Below are 15,433 nucleotides of genomic sequence, written 5' to 3'. Positions count from 1 at the left end.
GGCGAATTATAGACCTCCAGAATCTGCCGTCAACCGCTATTTTCACATTTCTGTCATATCGACCAAAAAAGCCCGAAAACACAAAGGCCGACCTCTAGAGGTCGGCCTTTGTCATGCCCTTCTCCTTATAAGCTAGGGAACGCGAATTGCGAAGCTTCATGGCTCGCACGCTGCGGCCAGCGCTGAGTAATGGCTTTGCGACGGGTATAGAAGCGCACACCATCCGGGCCATAGGCATGCAGGTCGCCGAACAGCGAACGCTTCCAGCCGCCGAAACTGTGGTAAGCCACCGGTACCGGCAGCGGCACGTTGACGCCGACCATGCCGACTTCGATCTCGTCGCAGAACAGGCGCGCCGCTTCACCGTCACGAGTGAAGATGCAGGTGCCGTTGCCGTATTCGTGATCATTGATCAGTTTCATCGCCTCTTCCAGGCTGTTGACCCGAACCACGCACAACACCGGTCCGAAGATCTCTTCCTTATAGATGCGCATCTCAGGAGTGACATTGTCGAACAGGCAGCCACCGAGGAAGAAGCCGTCTTCATGGCCTGGAATGCTCAAGCCACGACCGTCGACCACCAGGGTCGCGCCCGCCGCCACGCCGTCATCGACATAACCGCTGACCTTGTCACGTGCCTGACCAGTGACCAGCGGCCCCATGTCCAGACCGCACGAAGTGCCGGCACCGATTTTCAGCGCCTTGATCTGCGGAACCAGTTTCGCCACCAGCGCATCTGCCACCTGGTCGCCAACGCACACCGCGACCGAGATCGCCATGCAACGTTCGCCGCAGGAACCGTAGGCCGCGCCCATCAGTGCGCTGACCGCGTTGTCCAGGTCCGCATCCGGCATCAGTACTGCGTGGTTCTTCGCCCCGCCCAGTGCCTGAACACGTTTGCCGCGCTTGGTGCCTTCGGCGTAGATGTACTCGGCAATCGGCGTCGAGCCGACAAAGCTCAGCGCTTTGACTTCCGGCGCCTCGATCAGCGCATCTACCGCGGTCTTGTCGCCATGCACCACGCTCAGCACGCCTTTCGGCAGGCCGGCTTCCAGCAGCAGTTGAGCGATCAACAGCGTCGAGCTTGGGTCACGCTCGGACGGTTTGAGGATGAAGCAGTTGCCGCAAACGATCGCCAGTGGGTACATCCACAGTGGCACCATCGCCGGAAAATTGAACGGAGTGATACCGGCCACTACGCCCAGCGGCTGGAAGTCCGACCAGGCGTCGATGTTCGGGCCGACGTTACGGCTGTATTCGCCCTTGAGGATTTCCGGGGCAGCGCAGGCGAACTCAACGTTCTCGATACCGCGTTTCAGCTCACCGGCGGCGTCTTCCAGCGTTTTGCCGTGCTCTTCGCTGATCAATTGCGAGATACGCGCTTCGTTCTGCTCCAGCAGTTGCTTGAAGCGGAACATCACTTGGGCGCGTTTGGCCGGTGGCGTGTTGCGCCAGGCCGGGAAGGCAGCCTTGGCGGCATCGATCGCGTGCTGGATGGTTTCGCGGGTGGCCAGTGGCAGCTTGTGGATCGCCTGACCGGTGGACGGGTTGAACACATCAACCGCGCGACCGTTCTCGGTCACCAGTTCGCCATTGATCAAATGCGGGATAACGCTCATCGAGTAACTCCTGAATTCTTGTCCACAGGCGCCCGCGAGAGACGCCTGTTTTTTAGGTATATATAGAAGGAAAATCAGTCGAGCTTGTTCAGCACTTCGCCAACCGCGTCGAACAGACGATCGAGGTCTTGCGGCTTGCTGTTGAAGGTTGGGCCGAACTGCAGGGTGTCGCCGCCGAAGCGCACGTAGAACCCGGCTTTCCACAGGGCCATACCGGCTTCGAATGGGCGCACGATGGCGTCGCCGTCACGGGCCGCGATCTGGATCGCACCGGCCAGACCGTAGTTACGGATGTCGATGACGTTTTTCGAACCTTTCAGACCGTGCAGCGCATTTTCGAAATGCGGCGCAACGTCGGCCACGCTCTGTACCAGATTTTCCTTTTGCAGCAGGTCGAGTGCCGCCAGACCTGCAGCGCACGCCACCGGATGTGCCGAGTAGGTGTAGCCGTGCGGGAATTCGACAGCGTATTCCGGGGTCGGCTGATTCATGAAGGTCTGGTAGATCTCGGAGCTAGCAATCACCGCGCCCATCGGGATCGCGCCGTTGGTCACTTGCTTGGCGATGCACATCAGGTCCGGGGTCACGCCGAAGCTCTCGGCGCCGAACATCGAACCGGTGCGGCCGAAACCGGTGATCACTTCGTCGAACACCAGCAGGATGTTGTGCTGATCGCAGATCTCGCGCAGACGTTTCAGATAACCCTGTGGCGGAACCAGTACGCCAGCGGAACCGGCCATTGGTTCAACGAATACCGCCGCGATGTTCGACGCGTCGTGCAGCTCAATCAACTTCAGCAACTCATCGGCCAGGGCGATACCGCCCTGCTCCGGCATGCCACGGGAGAAGGCGTTGCTGGCCAGCAGCGTGTGTGGCAGGTGATCGACGTCCATCATCGCCTGACCGAACAGCTTGCGGTTGCCATTGACGCCGCCGAGGCTGGTACCGGCGATGTTCACGCCGTGGTAACCACGGGCACGGCCGATCATTTTGGTTTTGGTCGACTGACCTTTCAGACGCCAGTAGGCACGGACCATTTTCACCGCGGTGTCGGCACACTCGGAGCCGGAGTCGGTGAAGAACACGTGGTTCAGGTTGCCGGGGGTCAGATCAGTGATTTTTTCCGCCAACTGGAACGACAACGGGTGGCCGTACTGGAAGCCCGGCGAGTAATCGAGGGTGCCCAATTGCTTGGCGACCGCTTCCTGGATTTCCTTGCGGGTGTGCCCGGCGCCGCAGGTCCACAGACCGGACAGCGAGTCGTAGATCTTGCGCCCCTTGTCATCGAACAGCCAGCTGCCTTCGGCACCGACGATCAGACGCGGATCGCGCTGGAAGTTACGGTTGGCGGTGTACGGCATCCAGTGCGCGTCCAGCTTCAGTTGGCTGGCCAGTGGCGACGGCGCGTTTTCAGGCAAGTTCATCGGGCAAAACCTCGCAGGGCATAAGCATCAGGGAGATAGAAAGCGTTGTTGCAGCTAAATTGCCACGGCGATAAAGTCGGTGAAATCCAACTTTTCTAACCTTCAGTTAGAACCCTGCTAAACATTGAGAATAAAAACATGAGCAGCCGTCGCCCCGATCCGCTGGCCCAGGTCAGTGACTTTGATATCCGCCTGCTGCGGATTTTTCGCAGCGTGGTGGAATGCGGCGGCTTCTCGGCGGCGGAAACCGTGCTCGGCATTGGCCGCTCGGCGATCAGCCAGCAGATGAGCGATCTCGAACAGCGCCTCGGCCTGCGCTTGTGCCAACGCGGTCGCGCCGGGTTCTCCCTGACTGAAGAAGGTCGCGAGGTTTATCAGTCGGCGCTGCAACTGTTAAGTGCGCTGGAAAGTTTCCGCACCGAGGTCAACGGCCTGCACCAGCACCTGCGCGGCGAGTTGATCATCGGCCTGACCGATAACCTCGTCACCCTGCCGCACATGCGCATCACTCACGCCCTCGCCCAATTGAAGGAGCGTGGCCCGGACGTGCAGATCCAGATCCGCATGATTGCGCCCAATGAAGTCGAACAAGGCGTGCTCGACGGCCGCCTGCATGTCGGTGTAGTGCCGCAGGCCAGTGCCTTGTCGGGGCTGGAATATCAGCCGTTATACAGCGAACGCTCGCTGCTTTATTGCGCGGTGGGTCATCCGCTGTTTTATGTCGATGACAAGCAACTGGATGATGAGCGTCTTAATAGTCAGGACGCGATTGCCCCGACGTTTCGTTTGCCGGCGGAGATTCAGGCGCATTACCAGGCGCTCAATTGCACCGCCAGTGCGTCTGACCGTGAGGGCATGGCGTTTCTGATTCTGACCGGGCGCTACATCGGTTATCTGCCGGACCACTACGCCAGTCTTTGGGTGCAACAGGGGCGGTTGCGTGCTTTAAAAGCAGGAACGCGGTTTTACGATTTGAGTCTGGCATCGGTCACGCGTAAGGGGCGGCGCCCTCATTTGGTGCTGGAAAGCTTTTTAGAGAGTCTGGCGGCGACGCGTTGAAAACAAGATCAAAAGATCGCAGCCTTCGGTAGCTCCTACGTTTGCGGGTCTTCAGCCGATAAAGTTGAGCAAGTGGACAGCTTTTTGCAAAGCAGGATCAACCCCGATCCTTCAACAAGAAGCCTTAATCCATGCAGCCAGATTCTGAACCGTCCAGCGAACTGATCTACGGCCTCGACGACCGCCCCAAACCTCCCGCCGCGATCCTCGCCGCCCTGCAGCACGTGCTCGCCAGCTTCGTCGGCATCATCACCCCGCCGCTGGTGATCGGCTCGGCCCTCGGCCTGACCGCGCACCTGCCGTACCTGATCAGCATGGCGCTGATGGTGTCCGGGGTCGGCACTTTTATTCAGGCGCGCCGCCCGTTCGGTATCGGCGCCGGGATGATCTGTTTGCAGGGCACCAGTTTTGCTTTTCTTGGTGCCGTGCTGTCCGCCGGGTTTCTGGTCAAGCAGCGCGGTGGCAGCCCCGAGGACATTCTGGCGATGATCTTCGGCGTGTGCTTTTTCGGCGCCGTGGTGCAGATCGTCCTCAGCCGCTTCATTGGCCAGTTGCGCAGAGTCGTTACGCCGTTGGTGACCGGGATCGTCATTACCCTGATCGGCATCAGCCTGATCAAGGTCGGCATCACCGATCTGGGCGGTGGCTTCAATGCGCCGGACTTCGGTGCGCCGGGCAATCTGGCGCTGGGGGTGTTCGTGTTGCTGACGATCATCCTGCTCAACCGCTCGAACACGCCATGGGTGCGGCTGTCGGCAATCATTATCGGACTGCTGCTTGGCAGCCTGGCCGCGTGGTTCAGTGGGAAACTGGTTCCACAGGCATTGCCTGACCTGCCGCTGGTCAGTCTTCCTGCACCATTCAAGTTCGGTTTCAGCTTCGACTGGACGGCTTTCCTGCCCGTCGCGCTGATTTATCTGATCAGCACCATCGAAACCGTCGGTGACCTCACGGCCAATTGCATGCTCGCCCGCCAGCCCATCAGCGGCCCTTCTTATATAAGCCGCTTGCGCGGCGGCGTACTGGGCGACGGCGTGAGCTGCATGATCGCCGCCACCTTCAGCGCCTTCCCCAACACCACGTTTGCGCAGAACAACGGCGTGATCCAGTTGACCGGTGTCGCCAGCCGCTACGTCGGGCTGTACATCGGCGCAATCCTGTTTTGTCTCGGCCTGTTTCCCATGATCGGCGCGGTGCTGCAGCAAATCCCGAAACCGGTACTCGGCGGCGCCACGCTGGTGATGTTCGGCAGCGTCGCGGCGGCCGGGGTGCGGATTCTCGCGCAGTCGCCGCTGGACCGGCGCAGCATGTTGATCATCGCCACCTCGCTCGGGGTCGGCCTGGGCATTGCCGCGCAACCGAACCTTCTGCACCTGATGCCGAAACTGGTGCAGAACCTGTTCGACTCGGCGATCACCAGCGGCGGGCTGACCGCGATCCTCCTCTGCCTGTTGCTGCCGGAGGCGAAAGCCCCGGCCGTCGCGTCCGTCGCATCGTTGAACAAGATCGAACAGGCGTAACGGTTTTATTGCATCAGGACTTGTCGGATGCCTGTGGGTGCGTTATCAACGCAACTGGTTGCGCCCACAGACAAACCGGAAGTGCCTATGACCTTTGAAGTTCCCGCTCACGGCGGCAAACCCGCCAGCCGCATTCGTCAGAAGAACGAAGAGACCATCCTCAAAGCCGCCGAAGACGAGTTCGCCCGTCACGGTTACAAAGGCACCAGCATGAACACCATCGCCCAGAATGCCGGGTTGCCCAAGGCGAACCTGCATTACTACTTCACCAACAAGCTTGGGTTGTACGTGGCGGTGCTGAGCAACATTATCGAACTGTGGGACAGCACCTTTAACACCCTGACCGCCGAGGACGATCCGGCCGAGGCGCTGACCCGCTACATCCGCGCCAAGATGGAGTTCTCCCGCCGCCAGCCACAGGCCTCGCGGATTTTCGCCATGGAGGTGATCAGCGGTGGCGAATGCCTGAGCGAATATTTCAACCAGGATTACCGCGCCTGGTTCCAGGGTCGCGCGGCAGTGTTCCAGGCCTGGATCGACGCGGGCAAGATGGACCCGGTGGATCCGGTGCACCTGATTTTCCTGCTGTGGGGCAGCACCCAGCATTACGCCGACTTCGCCACGCAAATCTGCCGGGTCAGCGGGCGCAGCAAGTTGACCAAGCAAGACATGGAAGACGCCGGCAATAACCTGATCCGGATCATCCTCAAAGGCTGCGGCCTCACTCCTTCTGTATAAGACGTTTATGCCTTTCACCCTCAGCGGTTTTTGCGAGTACCGCGAAGAGATTCGCAAGAGCCGCTTTATCACCTTCGCCACGCCGATCGGCAGCCCTGCCGAGGCGCAGGCGTTTTTCGAACAGCACAGTGATTTGAACGCCTCGCACAACTGCTGGGCGTGGAAGCTCGGTAACCAGTACCGCAGCAACGACGATGGCGAACCCGGTGGCACCGCCGGGCGACCGATTCTGGCGGCGATCGAAGCGCAGGATTGCGATCAGGTCGCGGTGCTGGTGATCCGTTGGTATGGCGGTATTCAACTGGGTACCGGTGGTTTGGCCCGAGCCTATGGCGGCGGCGCGAACAAGTGCCTGCAAAACGCGGAAAAAATCGAGCTGATCAGCCGTGTGCCGCTGCGCTGTGCCTGCGGCTTTGCCGAGTTACCGCTGGTGAAGCTGCGGGTGGCGGATCTGGGTGGTTTGGTGGTGGAAGAAAACTTCACCGCCAACGGCGTCGAATTGCAGTTGGCGGTGGGTGAGGCGCAGATTGATTTGCTGCAGACGCAACTGGCGGATGTGAGCCGGGGGCGGATTCTGCTTCAACGTTAAAAGCGAGATCAAAAGATCACAGCGTGCCGCAGCGCCTGCATTGGAATACGCCGACCTGTGGGAGCTGCCGAAGGCTGCGATCTTTTAGGGCATCCCCGTTTCCCCTTATTCCCCAGAGTTGCCCACACCTGCTGTGCACCCGACTGTGGATAACCTGAGCACATTCCGCTGTAACCCTTCTGTCACGTGGCTTTGCGCGGATTGTTCATTTTTCGTTCAATTCTCTCGACGAAACGAAAATTCCATACAGAAACAATCGGTTAGCTACGTTTATCACCATTAGAAGAAAGCATCGCAGCGCTTATGCCCGGCCAGGCGGCTTGCGCACAAATACTGTGGAACAACCTGTGGATAACCCGTTCATGGCTGGCGCAGTCGCAGGTTCTGCATAGCTTCGCAGCGGTTGCTCGTTTTTTAACCAGTTTGTCACAGTGCAAAAGTGGAGCCGGATCAACAGCTTTGCTCCGAATTGGTGCCCACCCGCCTGGCGTTTTTTAGCAGGGGGCTCTATTGCCGGCGCGTAGCAACAGCGGTTGCGGGCGTTCCTGACTCAATGGCCAGGAAATTGCTTTATCCACAGGCACAACGCCAAGCCAGACGAGCCTGTCATGCACACCCCTTCTACGACCACCGATCCTACCCCGCGCCTGCAACTGCGCCACATCAGCAAACGCTACCCCGGTTGTCTGGCCAATGACGCCATCGACCTGAGCATCGCCCCTGGGGAAATCCACGCCCTGCTCGGCGAGAACGGCGCGGGGAAAAGTACGCTGATGAAGATCATCTACGGCGTCACCCAGGCCGATATGGGCGAGATGCTCTGGCAGGGCCAGCGGGTGAATATTCGCAACCCGGCGCAGGCCCGGCAGTTGGGGATCGGCATGGTGTTCCAGCACTTTTCGCTGTTCGAAACCCTCAGCGTGGCGCAGAACATTGCCTTGGCGATGGGCGCCAAGGCCGGCACGCCGAAACAACTGGAGCCGAAAATTCGTGAAGTGTCGCGCCGCTACGGCATGGCGCTGGAGCCGGAGCGACTTGTCCACAGCCTGTCGATCGGTGAACGGCAACGGGTGGAGATCATTCGCTGCCTGATGCAGGACATCCGCCTGCTGATTCTCGACGAACCGACATCGGTGCTCACCCCGCAGGAGGCCGACGAGTTGTTCACCACCCTGCGTCGTCTGGCGGCCGAGGGCTGCAGCATTCTGTTCATCAGCCACAAACTCGGTGAGGTGCGTGCGTTGTGCCACAGCGCCACGGTCCTGCGCGGCGGACGGGTGGCCGGGCATTGCGTGCCCGCCGAGTGCTCGGACCAACAATTGGCGCAGTTGATGGTCGGCGAAGCGGCGGCCTTGATTGGCGAGTACCCGAAGGTCAAGGGTGGCGCGGCGTTTTTGCAGGTCAACGGCTTGAGTTGGCATAACCCCGATCCGTTCGGCTGCTCGCTGGCCGCGATCAACCTGCAAGTGCGCAGCGGGGAGATCGTCGGCATCGCCGGGGTCGCGGGCAATGGCCAGGACGAATTGCTCGCCCTGCTCAGTGGCGAACAACCGCTGCCCCGCGACAGCGCCTCAACGATTCGTTTTGCTGATCAAGCGGTCGCTGATCTGCGTCCGGATGCGCGACGCAAACTCGGACTGGCGTTTGTTCCGGCCGAGCGTCTGGGCCACGGCGCGGTGCCGGAATTGAGCCTGGCCGACAACGCCCTGCTCACGGCTTTTCAACAAGGGCTGGTGAGCCACGGATTGATCGAGCGCGGCAAAGTCGACGCCCTCGCCCAACAGATCATTCAGCGCTTCGGGGTCAAAACGCCGGATAGCCAGACCGCCGCACGCAGTCTCTCCGGCGGCAACCTGCAGAAATTCATCCTCGGGCGGGAAATCCTCCAGCAACCGAAACTGCTGGTCGCGGCGCACCCGACCTGGGGCGTCGACGTTGGCGCGGCGGCCACCATTCATCGGGCGCTGATCGCCTTGCGCGATGCCGGCGCGGCGATTCTGGTGATTTCCGAAGACCTCGACGAACTGTTCCAGATCAGCGACCGCCTCGGTGCCTTGTGCGCCGGACGCCTGTCGCCCCTGCAAAACACCACCGACACCTTGCTGAGCGATGTCGGCGGCTGGATGGCCGGGCAATTCAACGACGCGCCTTCATCGGCCACGCTCTGACGGAGTTTCCCCACATGCTGCTTTCCCTCGAACCCCGTGGTCAGCAATCGCGCCTGATGCTGTGGTGCTCGCCCCTGCTGGCGGCGCTGCTGACACTGGGCTGCGGCTCGCTGCTGTTCATCGCCCTCGGCCATGATCCGCTGCAAACCTTGCACACGCTGTTGATTGCACCGATCAGCGATTTGTATGGCGTCTCCGAATTACTGGTCAAGGCGCTGCCGATTCTGCTCTGCGCACTCGGTCTGGCCGTGGCATATCAAGCACGAATCTGGAACATCGGCGCCGAAGGTCAACTGCTGCTCGGTGCACTTGCCGGCAGTGCGTTGGCGGTGAACATCATTGATATGCAAAGCCGTTGGGCGCTGGTGCTGATTCTGCTCACCGGCACCCTCGCCGGCGCCGCATGGGCCGGGCTGACGGCGTGGTTGCGCACGCGCTTCAACGCCAACGAAATCCTCACCAGCATCATGCTCAATTACATCGCGCTGAACCTGTTGCTGTTCTGCGTACACGGGCCACTGAAGGATCCGGCCGGGTACAACTTTCCCGAGTCGGCGATGTTCGGTGACGCCAGTCGCTTGCCGTTGCTGATGGAGGATGGGCGGGTGCACGCCGGGGCGTATTTCGCCCTGCTCGCGCTGGTCGCGGTGTGGGTGTTGCTGCAGAAAAGCTTCGTCGGTTTCCAGATCAAAGTGCTGGGGCTGGACAAGCGCGCGGCGGGGTTCGTCGGCTTTCGCGAGAAGCGTCTGATCTGGCTCGCGCTACTGATCAGTGGTGGTTTGGCCGGGCTGGCCGGGGTCTGCGAAGTGACCGGACCGATCGGCCAGTTGGTGCCGCAAGTGTCGCCGGGCTACGGCTACGCAGCGATCACGGTGGCGTTTCTCGGGCGGCTCAATCCGCTCGGCATTCTGTTTTCCAGCCTGCTGATGGCGCTGCTGTACATCGGTGGCGAAAGTGCGCAGATGACCCTCAATCTGCCGCAAGCGATCACCCAACTGTTTCAGGGAATGATGCTGTTTTTCCTGCTCGCCTGTGACGTGCTGATTCTCTATCGGCCACGCCTGAAACTGCGCTGGGCACGGCGCACGTCGACCACTGCCGTAACCGCCGGAGCGCTGTGATGGATATCGATCTGTTGAGCAATATTTTCTACGCCATGGTGCGTTGCGGCACGCCGCTGCTGTTGGTTGCGCTGGGGGAGCTGATCTGCGAGAAGAGCGGCGTGCTCAACCTCGGCCAGGAAGGGATGATGCTGTTCGGCGCGGTGATCGGTTTCATCGTCGCGCTCAATACCGGCAACCTGTGGCTCGGCGTGGTGCTGGCGATGCTCGCGGGGATGCTGCTGTCGTCACTGTTCGCTTTGGTGGCGCTGGTGTTCAATGCCAATCAGGTCGCGACCGGACTGGCACTGACGATTTTTGGTGTGGGGCTTTCAACCTTTGTCGGCGCCGCGTGGGTCGGCAAGCCGCTGGCCGGATTCGAGCCGATGGCGATTCCTTACTTGAGTGAGATTCCGCTGATCGGGCGCATGCTGTTTGCTCAGGATCTGCTGGTGTATCTGTCGTTCGCGCTGTTTGCCCTGGTGGCGTGGGTGATCATCAAAAGTCGTGTCGGGCTGATCATTCAGGCGGTCGGCGAGAACCCGGATGCGGCCAGCGCGATGGGCTTGCCGGTGCTGACCGTGCGTACCCTCGCGGTGTTGTTCGGCGGGGCGATGGCCGGGTTGGCCGGGGCGTATCTGTCGCTGGCGTACACGCCGATGTGGGCCGAGAACATGACCGCCGGACGTGGCTGGATCGCCTTGGCGCTGGTGGTGTTTGCCAGTTGGCGGGTGTGGCGCTTGTTGCTCGGAGCCTATCTGTTTGGGCTCGCCAGCATCCTGCACCTGGTGGCGCAGGGCTTGGGGCTGGCGATTGCGTCAAGTCTGCTCGCGATGCTGCCGTATGTGGCGACGATTGTGGTGTTGGTGTTGTTGTCGCGCGATGCCGTTCGAACTCGGTTGTATGCACCGGTTTCGTTGGGGCAGCCGTGGCAGGCAGGGCATTAGGCAGACACAAAACCGGTGGCGAGGGAGCTCGCTCCCGCTGGGGCGCGAAGTGGCCCTCAACATTGAGCCTGGAAGACCTCGCACTCAGGATTTACGACTGCTGCGCAGCCGAGCGAGAGCAAGCTCCCTCGCCACAAATGGGTAGCGTCTGAGCGATGCCCCACGCCAACTCGAAGACCAGAAAAACCACCAACAGTGAACTGGCGCCATGGGCCAAGGCATACGCCTGCCAGGCCGCAAACAGAAACCGCGCCACCGCGTCATAGCGCCCATAAAGCGCCTGCGGATCACAAATGCGCAGCACCGCCCACACACAAACCACCGAACCCAACAGGTTCGCCATCAACATGTGCGCCGGCGCGAACGCCGGCAGTTCACCGGGCAATTCCAGCGACGTCAAAAAACCATGCAACGCGGCGAAACTCCACGGCGTGGCAAACGCCGCTGTAACGATCAGGTCATACCAGGCACTGCCGCGCACCACATTGCGATACTGCGTCGAAGTCCACATCATCCATGCTCCAAAATTTGAGGAGCAACCACGGTAAAGCCTGGAGTATGCTCCAAGGTCAATACCTCTTTAGAGACCCGGCTCGATGTGTTGCGACGAGCGTTGCAACAACGGCTCGGTCAGGCGTGTCCATTGAATCCGTGAACCGTAACTTTCAAGGAATCCTTCATGTCCCAGGCAAAAAACGCACTGATCATCGGCGCCTCCCGTGGCTTGGGCCTCGGGCTGGTGAAAACCCTGCTGGCCGATGGCTGGCAGGTGACCGCCACCGTGCGCAATCCGCAGAAGGCTGAGGCGCTGCAAGCGCTGGGCAGTGTGCGCATCGAGAAACTCGACATGGATGACCAGCAGGCGGTAATCGCCCTGAGTCAGCAACTCAAGGGCGAAACCTTCGACCTGCTGTTCGTCAACGCCGGGGTCAAAGGCCCGGAAGTCCAGACACCCGGTGGCGCGACACTGGCCGAAGTCGGCCAGCTGTTCTTCACCAACGCCGTAGCGCCGATCAATCTGGCGCAACGTTTTGTCGGGCAGATCCGCGATGGCAGCGGCGTGCTGGCGTTCATGAGTTCCGGTCTGGGCAGCGTCACCGTACCCGACGCACCGGAGCTGGCGCTGTACAAGGCGAGCAAAGCCGCGCTGAACTCGATGACCAACAGCTTCGTCACGCAATTGGGCGAGCAGAAACTCACCGTGCTGTCGCTGCACCCGGGTTGGGTGAAGACCGACATGGGCGGCGAAGGTGCCGACCTCGATGTGGACACCAGCACGCGTGGGCTGATTGATCAGGTGAATGCGTATACCGGCAAGGGCGGACATCACTTCATCAACTACAAGGGTGAAACCATTCCCTGGTAAGCACACGAGACCTCTGAAATCCCCAGATACCTGTAGGAGCTGCCGAAGGCTCGGGCCGCAATCGGACGATCTTTTGATCTTGAAAAAACAAGTCAAAAGATCGCAGCCTTCGGCAGCTCCTACAGCTCCTACAGGGGGTGATGCGTTGGCTGTCGGGTTGGGCTTGCCCGATCCGGCGATTTGTTTGAAACTGCGCGCCTCGCCCAAGCGGCGACCCTGGATCAGCAGACAGGGCAACACTGAGCTGGCAACCCTGAACCCCACTTTCAGAGGAGCCGGCAAAATGCCCGCGACCCGTACCTGGTTAAAAAATCCCCTCGCCATTTTCACGGCCAACGCGCTCGATGCCCGTGGCGGTCTGGTGCTGCAAGACGGCGTCATCGTCGAAGTGCTGGCAGCCGGTCAACAACCGTCCGCGCCGTGCAACGAAGTGTTCGATGCCCGCGAGCATGTGATCCTGCCGGGCCTGATCAACACCCACCATCACTTTTATCAAACCCTGACTCGCGCCTGGGCGCCGGTGGTCAATCAGCCGTTGTTCCCGTGGTTGAAAACCCTGTACCCAGTGTGGGCGCGGCTGACCCCGGAAAAACTCGCCCTCGCCAGCAAAGTCGCGCTGGCTGAACTGCTGCTGTCGGGCTGCACCACCGCTGCCGACCATCACTATCTGTTCCCGGACGGCCTGGAAAACGCCATCGACGTGCAAGTCGAAACCGTACGCGAACTGGGCATGCGCGCCATGCTCACTCGCGGCTCTATGAGCCTCGGCGAGAAGGACGGCGGCCTGCCACCGCAGCAGACCGTGCAGGAAGGCCAGGTAATTCTCGACGACAGTCAGCGCCTGATTCACGAGTACCACGAGCGCGGCGACGGTGCGCAAATCCAGATCGCCCTGGCGCCGTGCTCGCCGTTCTCGGTGACCCCGGAAATCATGTCGGCCAGCGCCGAACTGGCGAACCAGCTCGACGTTCGCCTGCACACGCATCTGGCGGAAACCCTCGACGAAGAAGATTTCTGCCTGCAGCGTTTCGGCCTGCGCACTGTGGATTATCTGGACAGCGTCGGCTGGCTCGGCCCGCGCACCTGGCTGGCCCACGGCATCCACTTCAACCCGGACGAAATCGCCCGCCTCGGCCAGGCCGGCACGGGTATCTGCCATTGCCCGAGCTCAAACATGCGCCTGGCTTCCGGTATCTGCCCGAGCATCGAGCTGACCGATGCCGGCGCGTTGTTTGGTCTGGGTGTGGACGGTTCGGCCTCCAACGACGCGTCGAACATGATCCTCGAAGCACGGCAGGCGCTGTACATCCAGCGTCTGCGTTATGGCGCGGAAAAGATCACCCCGGAACGCGTGCTGGGCTGGGCAACCAAAGGTTCGGCGAGCCTGTTGGGGCGCACCGACATTGGTGAACTGGCGTTGGGCAAGCAGGCGGATCTGGCGTTGTTCAAGCTCGATGAGCTGCGCTTCTCGGGCAGCCATGATCCGATTTCGGCGTTGTTGTTGTGCGGTGCGGATCGCGCGGATCGGGTGATGATTGGTGGCAAGTGGCGCGTGGTGGATGGCCAGGTCGAAGGGCTGGATCTGAAGGGGCTGATCGCTGATCACAGCCAGGCGGCTCGGCAGTTGATCGCCGGGACCTGATCCACCGCTGGTTAAACCCTGTAGGAGTGAGCCTGCTCGCGATTGCGGTGTGTCAGATATGAATATCTCGACTGACACTCAGCTATCGCGAGCAGGCTCACTCCTACAATTGTTTTGTGGTGGGTCTAGAGGCCCAGCAGCGACAACATGATAAACGTCGCAAACAGCACAAAATGGGTCATGCCCTCGATGGCATTGGTCTCGCCGTCGTTCAGGTTGATCGCACTGACGATCAGCGTGATGAAGATCATCACCGTCTGCACCGGGGTCATCGCCATTTGAAACGGCTGGCCGGTGTACAGCGCCATCGCCTCCATCACCGGCACCGTCAGGATCACCGTCGACAGTGACGCCCCCATGGCGATGTTGACCACCGATTGCATGCGGTTGGCCAAGGCTGCGCGCAACGCGGTGAGAATCTCCGGTGCCGCCGAAATCGCCGCCACCAGAATCGCCGTGATCACCGGCGGTGCGCCCGTGCCTTCCAGGCCCAGATCGAGGGTCTTGGACATCACTTCGGCCAGTGCGCCGATCACCACCACCCCGAACACCAGAGTGCCGATCGACCACGCCAGGCTCAGCGGTTTCGGCTCCTCCTCCACCGGTTCTTTCTTGCGGCGCTTGTCCGGGTAGCTGTAACTGAAAAAGTAACTGTGCGGGCCGACCTGCATGCGCAGGAACAACGCGTAAAGCACCACCATCGCGCCGATGGTGAACGCCGAATAAATCTTCCAGTTGGCCGCCGGAATGAACTCCGGTACCACCATCGACACGCCCATGGCGGTGAGGATCATCACGCTGTAGCTGCGCGCCGAATCATCGTTGTACGACTGCTCGCCATGCTTGAGCCCGCCCATCAGCGCGGCAAGGCCGAGGATACCGTTGATGTCGAGCATCACCGCCGAATAGATCGTGTCACGCACCAGCGTGGGCGACGCTTCGTTGCTCATCATGATCGCCAGGATCACCACTTCCACCAGCACCGCAGCGAGGGTCAGGATCATCGTGCCGTAGGGGTCGCCGACTTTTTCCGCGAGCAGTTCGGCGTGATGGGCGACGCGCATCGAGGCGGCGACGATGAAGGCGATCAGCACCAGGCCGGATATCAGCGCGACGATCTGCCCGCTGTGCATCATCCAGTGTTCCAGCGGGTAGGCGATGCATGCGGCAATCACCGCCAGCAACAGAAAGCTTTCTTGCTTGAGGATCGTGAACATGACGGGCCTTTTTGCCGAGAGGTTCGAATGAGCTACTGACTGCG

Annotated in this window: 13 protein-coding genes; 9 read left to right on the top strand and 4 right to left on the bottom strand. The window is 60.8% G+C overall.

Annotated features, from left to right (window positions below; translation table 11 throughout):
* Positions 1-125: 125 nt before the first annotated feature.
* Together NN484_RS20470 and aptA are read right to left on the bottom strand one after the other, a co-directional pair.
* Positions 126-1,619, bottom strand: a complete 1,494-nt coding sequence (locus NN484_RS20470) for a CoA-acylating methylmalonate-semialdehyde dehydrogenase (protein ID WP_102357029.1) — start codon at positions 1,617-1,619, stop codon at positions 126-128.
* Positions 1,620-1,693: 74 nt separating this feature from the next.
* Complete coding sequence (aptA, locus tag NN484_RS20465) at positions 1,694-3,043, bottom strand: omega-aminotransferase AptA (protein ID WP_215501402.1); 1,350 nt, start codon at positions 3,041-3,043, stop codon at positions 1,694-1,696.
* A 138-nt stretch (positions 3,044-3,181) separates the two neighbouring features.
* Between aptA and NN484_RS20460 the strand changes: the two genes are divergently transcribed.
* The 7 genes from NN484_RS20460 to NN484_RS20430 all read left to right on the top strand — a co-directional run bounded on the left by NN484_RS20460 (position 3,182) and on the right by NN484_RS20430 (position 11,164).
* Positions 3,182-4,102 (top strand): LysR family transcriptional regulator, encoded by a 921-nt coding sequence (locus tag NN484_RS20460; protein ID WP_102901587.1) that lies wholly within the window; start codon positions 3,182-3,184, stop codon positions 4,100-4,102.
* A 131-nt stretch (positions 4,103-4,233) separates the two neighbouring features.
* Positions 4,234-5,622, top strand: coding sequence for a uracil-xanthine permease family protein (locus tag NN484_RS20455; protein ID WP_215501401.1), 1,389 nt, complete (start codon positions 4,234-4,236; stop codon positions 5,620-5,622).
* 87 nt (positions 5,623-5,709) lie between these two features.
* A complete protein-coding gene (locus NN484_RS20450) occupies positions 5,710-6,360 on the top strand; it encodes a TetR/AcrR family transcriptional regulator (RefSeq protein ID WP_127652652.1) in 651 nt (216 codons plus the stop codon).
* 7 nt (positions 6,361-6,367) lie between these two features.
* A complete protein-coding gene (locus NN484_RS20445; protein WP_215501400.1) occupies positions 6,368-6,949 on the top strand; it encodes an IMPACT family protein in 582 nt (193 codons plus the stop codon).
* A 608-nt stretch (positions 6,950-7,557) separates the two neighbouring features.
* On the top strand, positions 7,558-9,117 hold the full coding sequence (locus NN484_RS20440) for an ABC transporter ATP-binding protein (protein ID WP_274657739.1): 1,560 nt from the start codon (positions 7,558-7,560) through the stop codon (positions 9,115-9,117).
* A 14-nt stretch (positions 9,118-9,131) separates the two neighbouring features.
* On the top strand, positions 9,132-10,238 hold the full coding sequence (locus tag NN484_RS20435; protein ID WP_215501398.1) for an ABC transporter permease: 1,107 nt from the start codon (positions 9,132-9,134) through the stop codon (positions 10,236-10,238).
* Positions 10,238-11,164 carry an ABC transporter permease gene (locus NN484_RS20430; protein ID WP_127652656.1) on the top strand — a complete coding sequence of 309 codons (927 nt, stop codon included), beginning with the start codon at positions 10,238-10,240 and terminating at the stop codon, positions 11,162-11,164. The genes NN484_RS20435 and NN484_RS20430 overlap by 1 nt, the downstream gene beginning before the upstream one ends.
* Before the next feature lie 91 nt (positions 11,165-11,255).
* Here the strand turns inward: NN484_RS20430 and NN484_RS20425 are convergent, their stop codons facing one another.
* The gene (locus NN484_RS20425; RefSeq protein ID WP_274659322.1) at positions 11,256-11,675 is read right to left on the bottom strand and encodes a hypothetical protein; all 420 of its coding nucleotides are present in this window, start codon (positions 11,673-11,675) and stop codon (positions 11,256-11,258) included.
* A gap of 168 nt (positions 11,676-11,843) precedes the next feature.
* Between NN484_RS20425 and NN484_RS20420 the strand changes: the two genes are divergently transcribed.
* Complete coding sequence (locus NN484_RS20420) at positions 11,844-12,530, top strand: SDR family oxidoreductase (RefSeq protein ID WP_215501397.1); 687 nt, start codon at positions 11,844-11,846, stop codon at positions 12,528-12,530.
* Between the two features lie 283 nt (positions 12,531-12,813).
* Entirely contained in the window at positions 12,814-14,172 is a 1,359-nt protein-coding gene (locus tag NN484_RS20415) for an 8-oxoguanine deaminase (protein ID WP_274657738.1), read from the top strand.
* 125 nt (positions 14,173-14,297) lie between these two features.
* Here NN484_RS20415 and NN484_RS20410 read toward each other — a convergent pair whose 3' ends face one another.
* Positions 14,298-15,389 (bottom strand): calcium:cation antiporter, encoded by a 1,092-nt coding sequence (locus tag NN484_RS20410; RefSeq protein ID WP_274657737.1) that lies wholly within the window; start codon positions 15,387-15,389, stop codon positions 14,298-14,300.
* Positions 15,390-15,433 lie beyond the last annotated feature (44 nt).

The organism is Pseudomonas serboccidentalis, from assembly GCF_028830055.1.
Taxonomy (GTDB): domain Bacteria; phylum Pseudomonadota; class Gammaproteobacteria; order Pseudomonadales; family Pseudomonadaceae; genus Aquipseudomonas; species Aquipseudomonas serboccidentalis.
The sequence above is the reverse complement of the archived record's forward strand: the minus strand, read 5'-3'. Positions and strand labels throughout refer to the sequence as shown.

Coding starts and splice junctions, on each gene's coding strand:
- NN484_RS20420 (WP_215501397.1), top strand. CDS start 11,844: ATGTCCCAGGCAAAAAACGCACTGATCATCGGCGCCTCCCGTGGCTTG.
- aptA (WP_215501402.1), bottom strand. CDS start 3,043: ATGAACTTGCCTGAAAACGCGCCGTCGCCACTGGCCAGCCAACTGAAG.
- NN484_RS20445 (WP_215501400.1), top strand. CDS start 6,368: ATGCCTTTCACCCTCAGCGGTTTTTGCGAGTACCGCGAAGAGATTCGC.
- NN484_RS20440 (WP_274657739.1), top strand. CDS start 7,558: ATGCACACCCCTTCTACGACCACCGATCCTACCCCGCGCCTGCAACTG.
- NN484_RS20425 (WP_274659322.1), bottom strand. CDS start 11,675: ATGTGGACTTCGACGCAGTATCGCAATGTGGTGCGCGGCAGTGCCTGG.
- NN484_RS20410 (WP_274657737.1), bottom strand. CDS start 15,389: ATGTTCACGATCCTCAAGCAAGAAAGCTTTCTGTTGCTGGCGGTGATT.
- NN484_RS20460 (WP_102901587.1), top strand. CDS start 3,182: ATGAGCAGCCGTCGCCCCGATCCGCTGGCCCAGGTCAGTGACTTTGAT.
- NN484_RS20450 (WP_127652652.1), top strand. CDS start 5,710: ATGACCTTTGAAGTTCCCGCTCACGGCGGCAAACCCGCCAGCCGCATT.
- NN484_RS20430 (WP_127652656.1), top strand. CDS start 10,238: ATGGATATCGATCTGTTGAGCAATATTTTCTACGCCATGGTGCGTTGC.
- NN484_RS20470 (WP_102357029.1), bottom strand. CDS start 1,619: ATGAGCGTTATCCCGCATTTGATCAATGGCGAACTGGTGACCGAGAAC.
- NN484_RS20455 (WP_215501401.1), top strand. CDS start 4,234: ATGCAGCCAGATTCTGAACCGTCCAGCGAACTGATCTACGGCCTCGAC.
- NN484_RS20435 (WP_215501398.1), top strand. CDS start 9,132: ATGCTGCTTTCCCTCGAACCCCGTGGTCAGCAATCGCGCCTGATGCTG.
- NN484_RS20415 (WP_274657738.1), top strand. CDS start 12,814: ATGCCCGCGACCCGTACCTGGTTAAAAAATCCCCTCGCCATTTTCACG.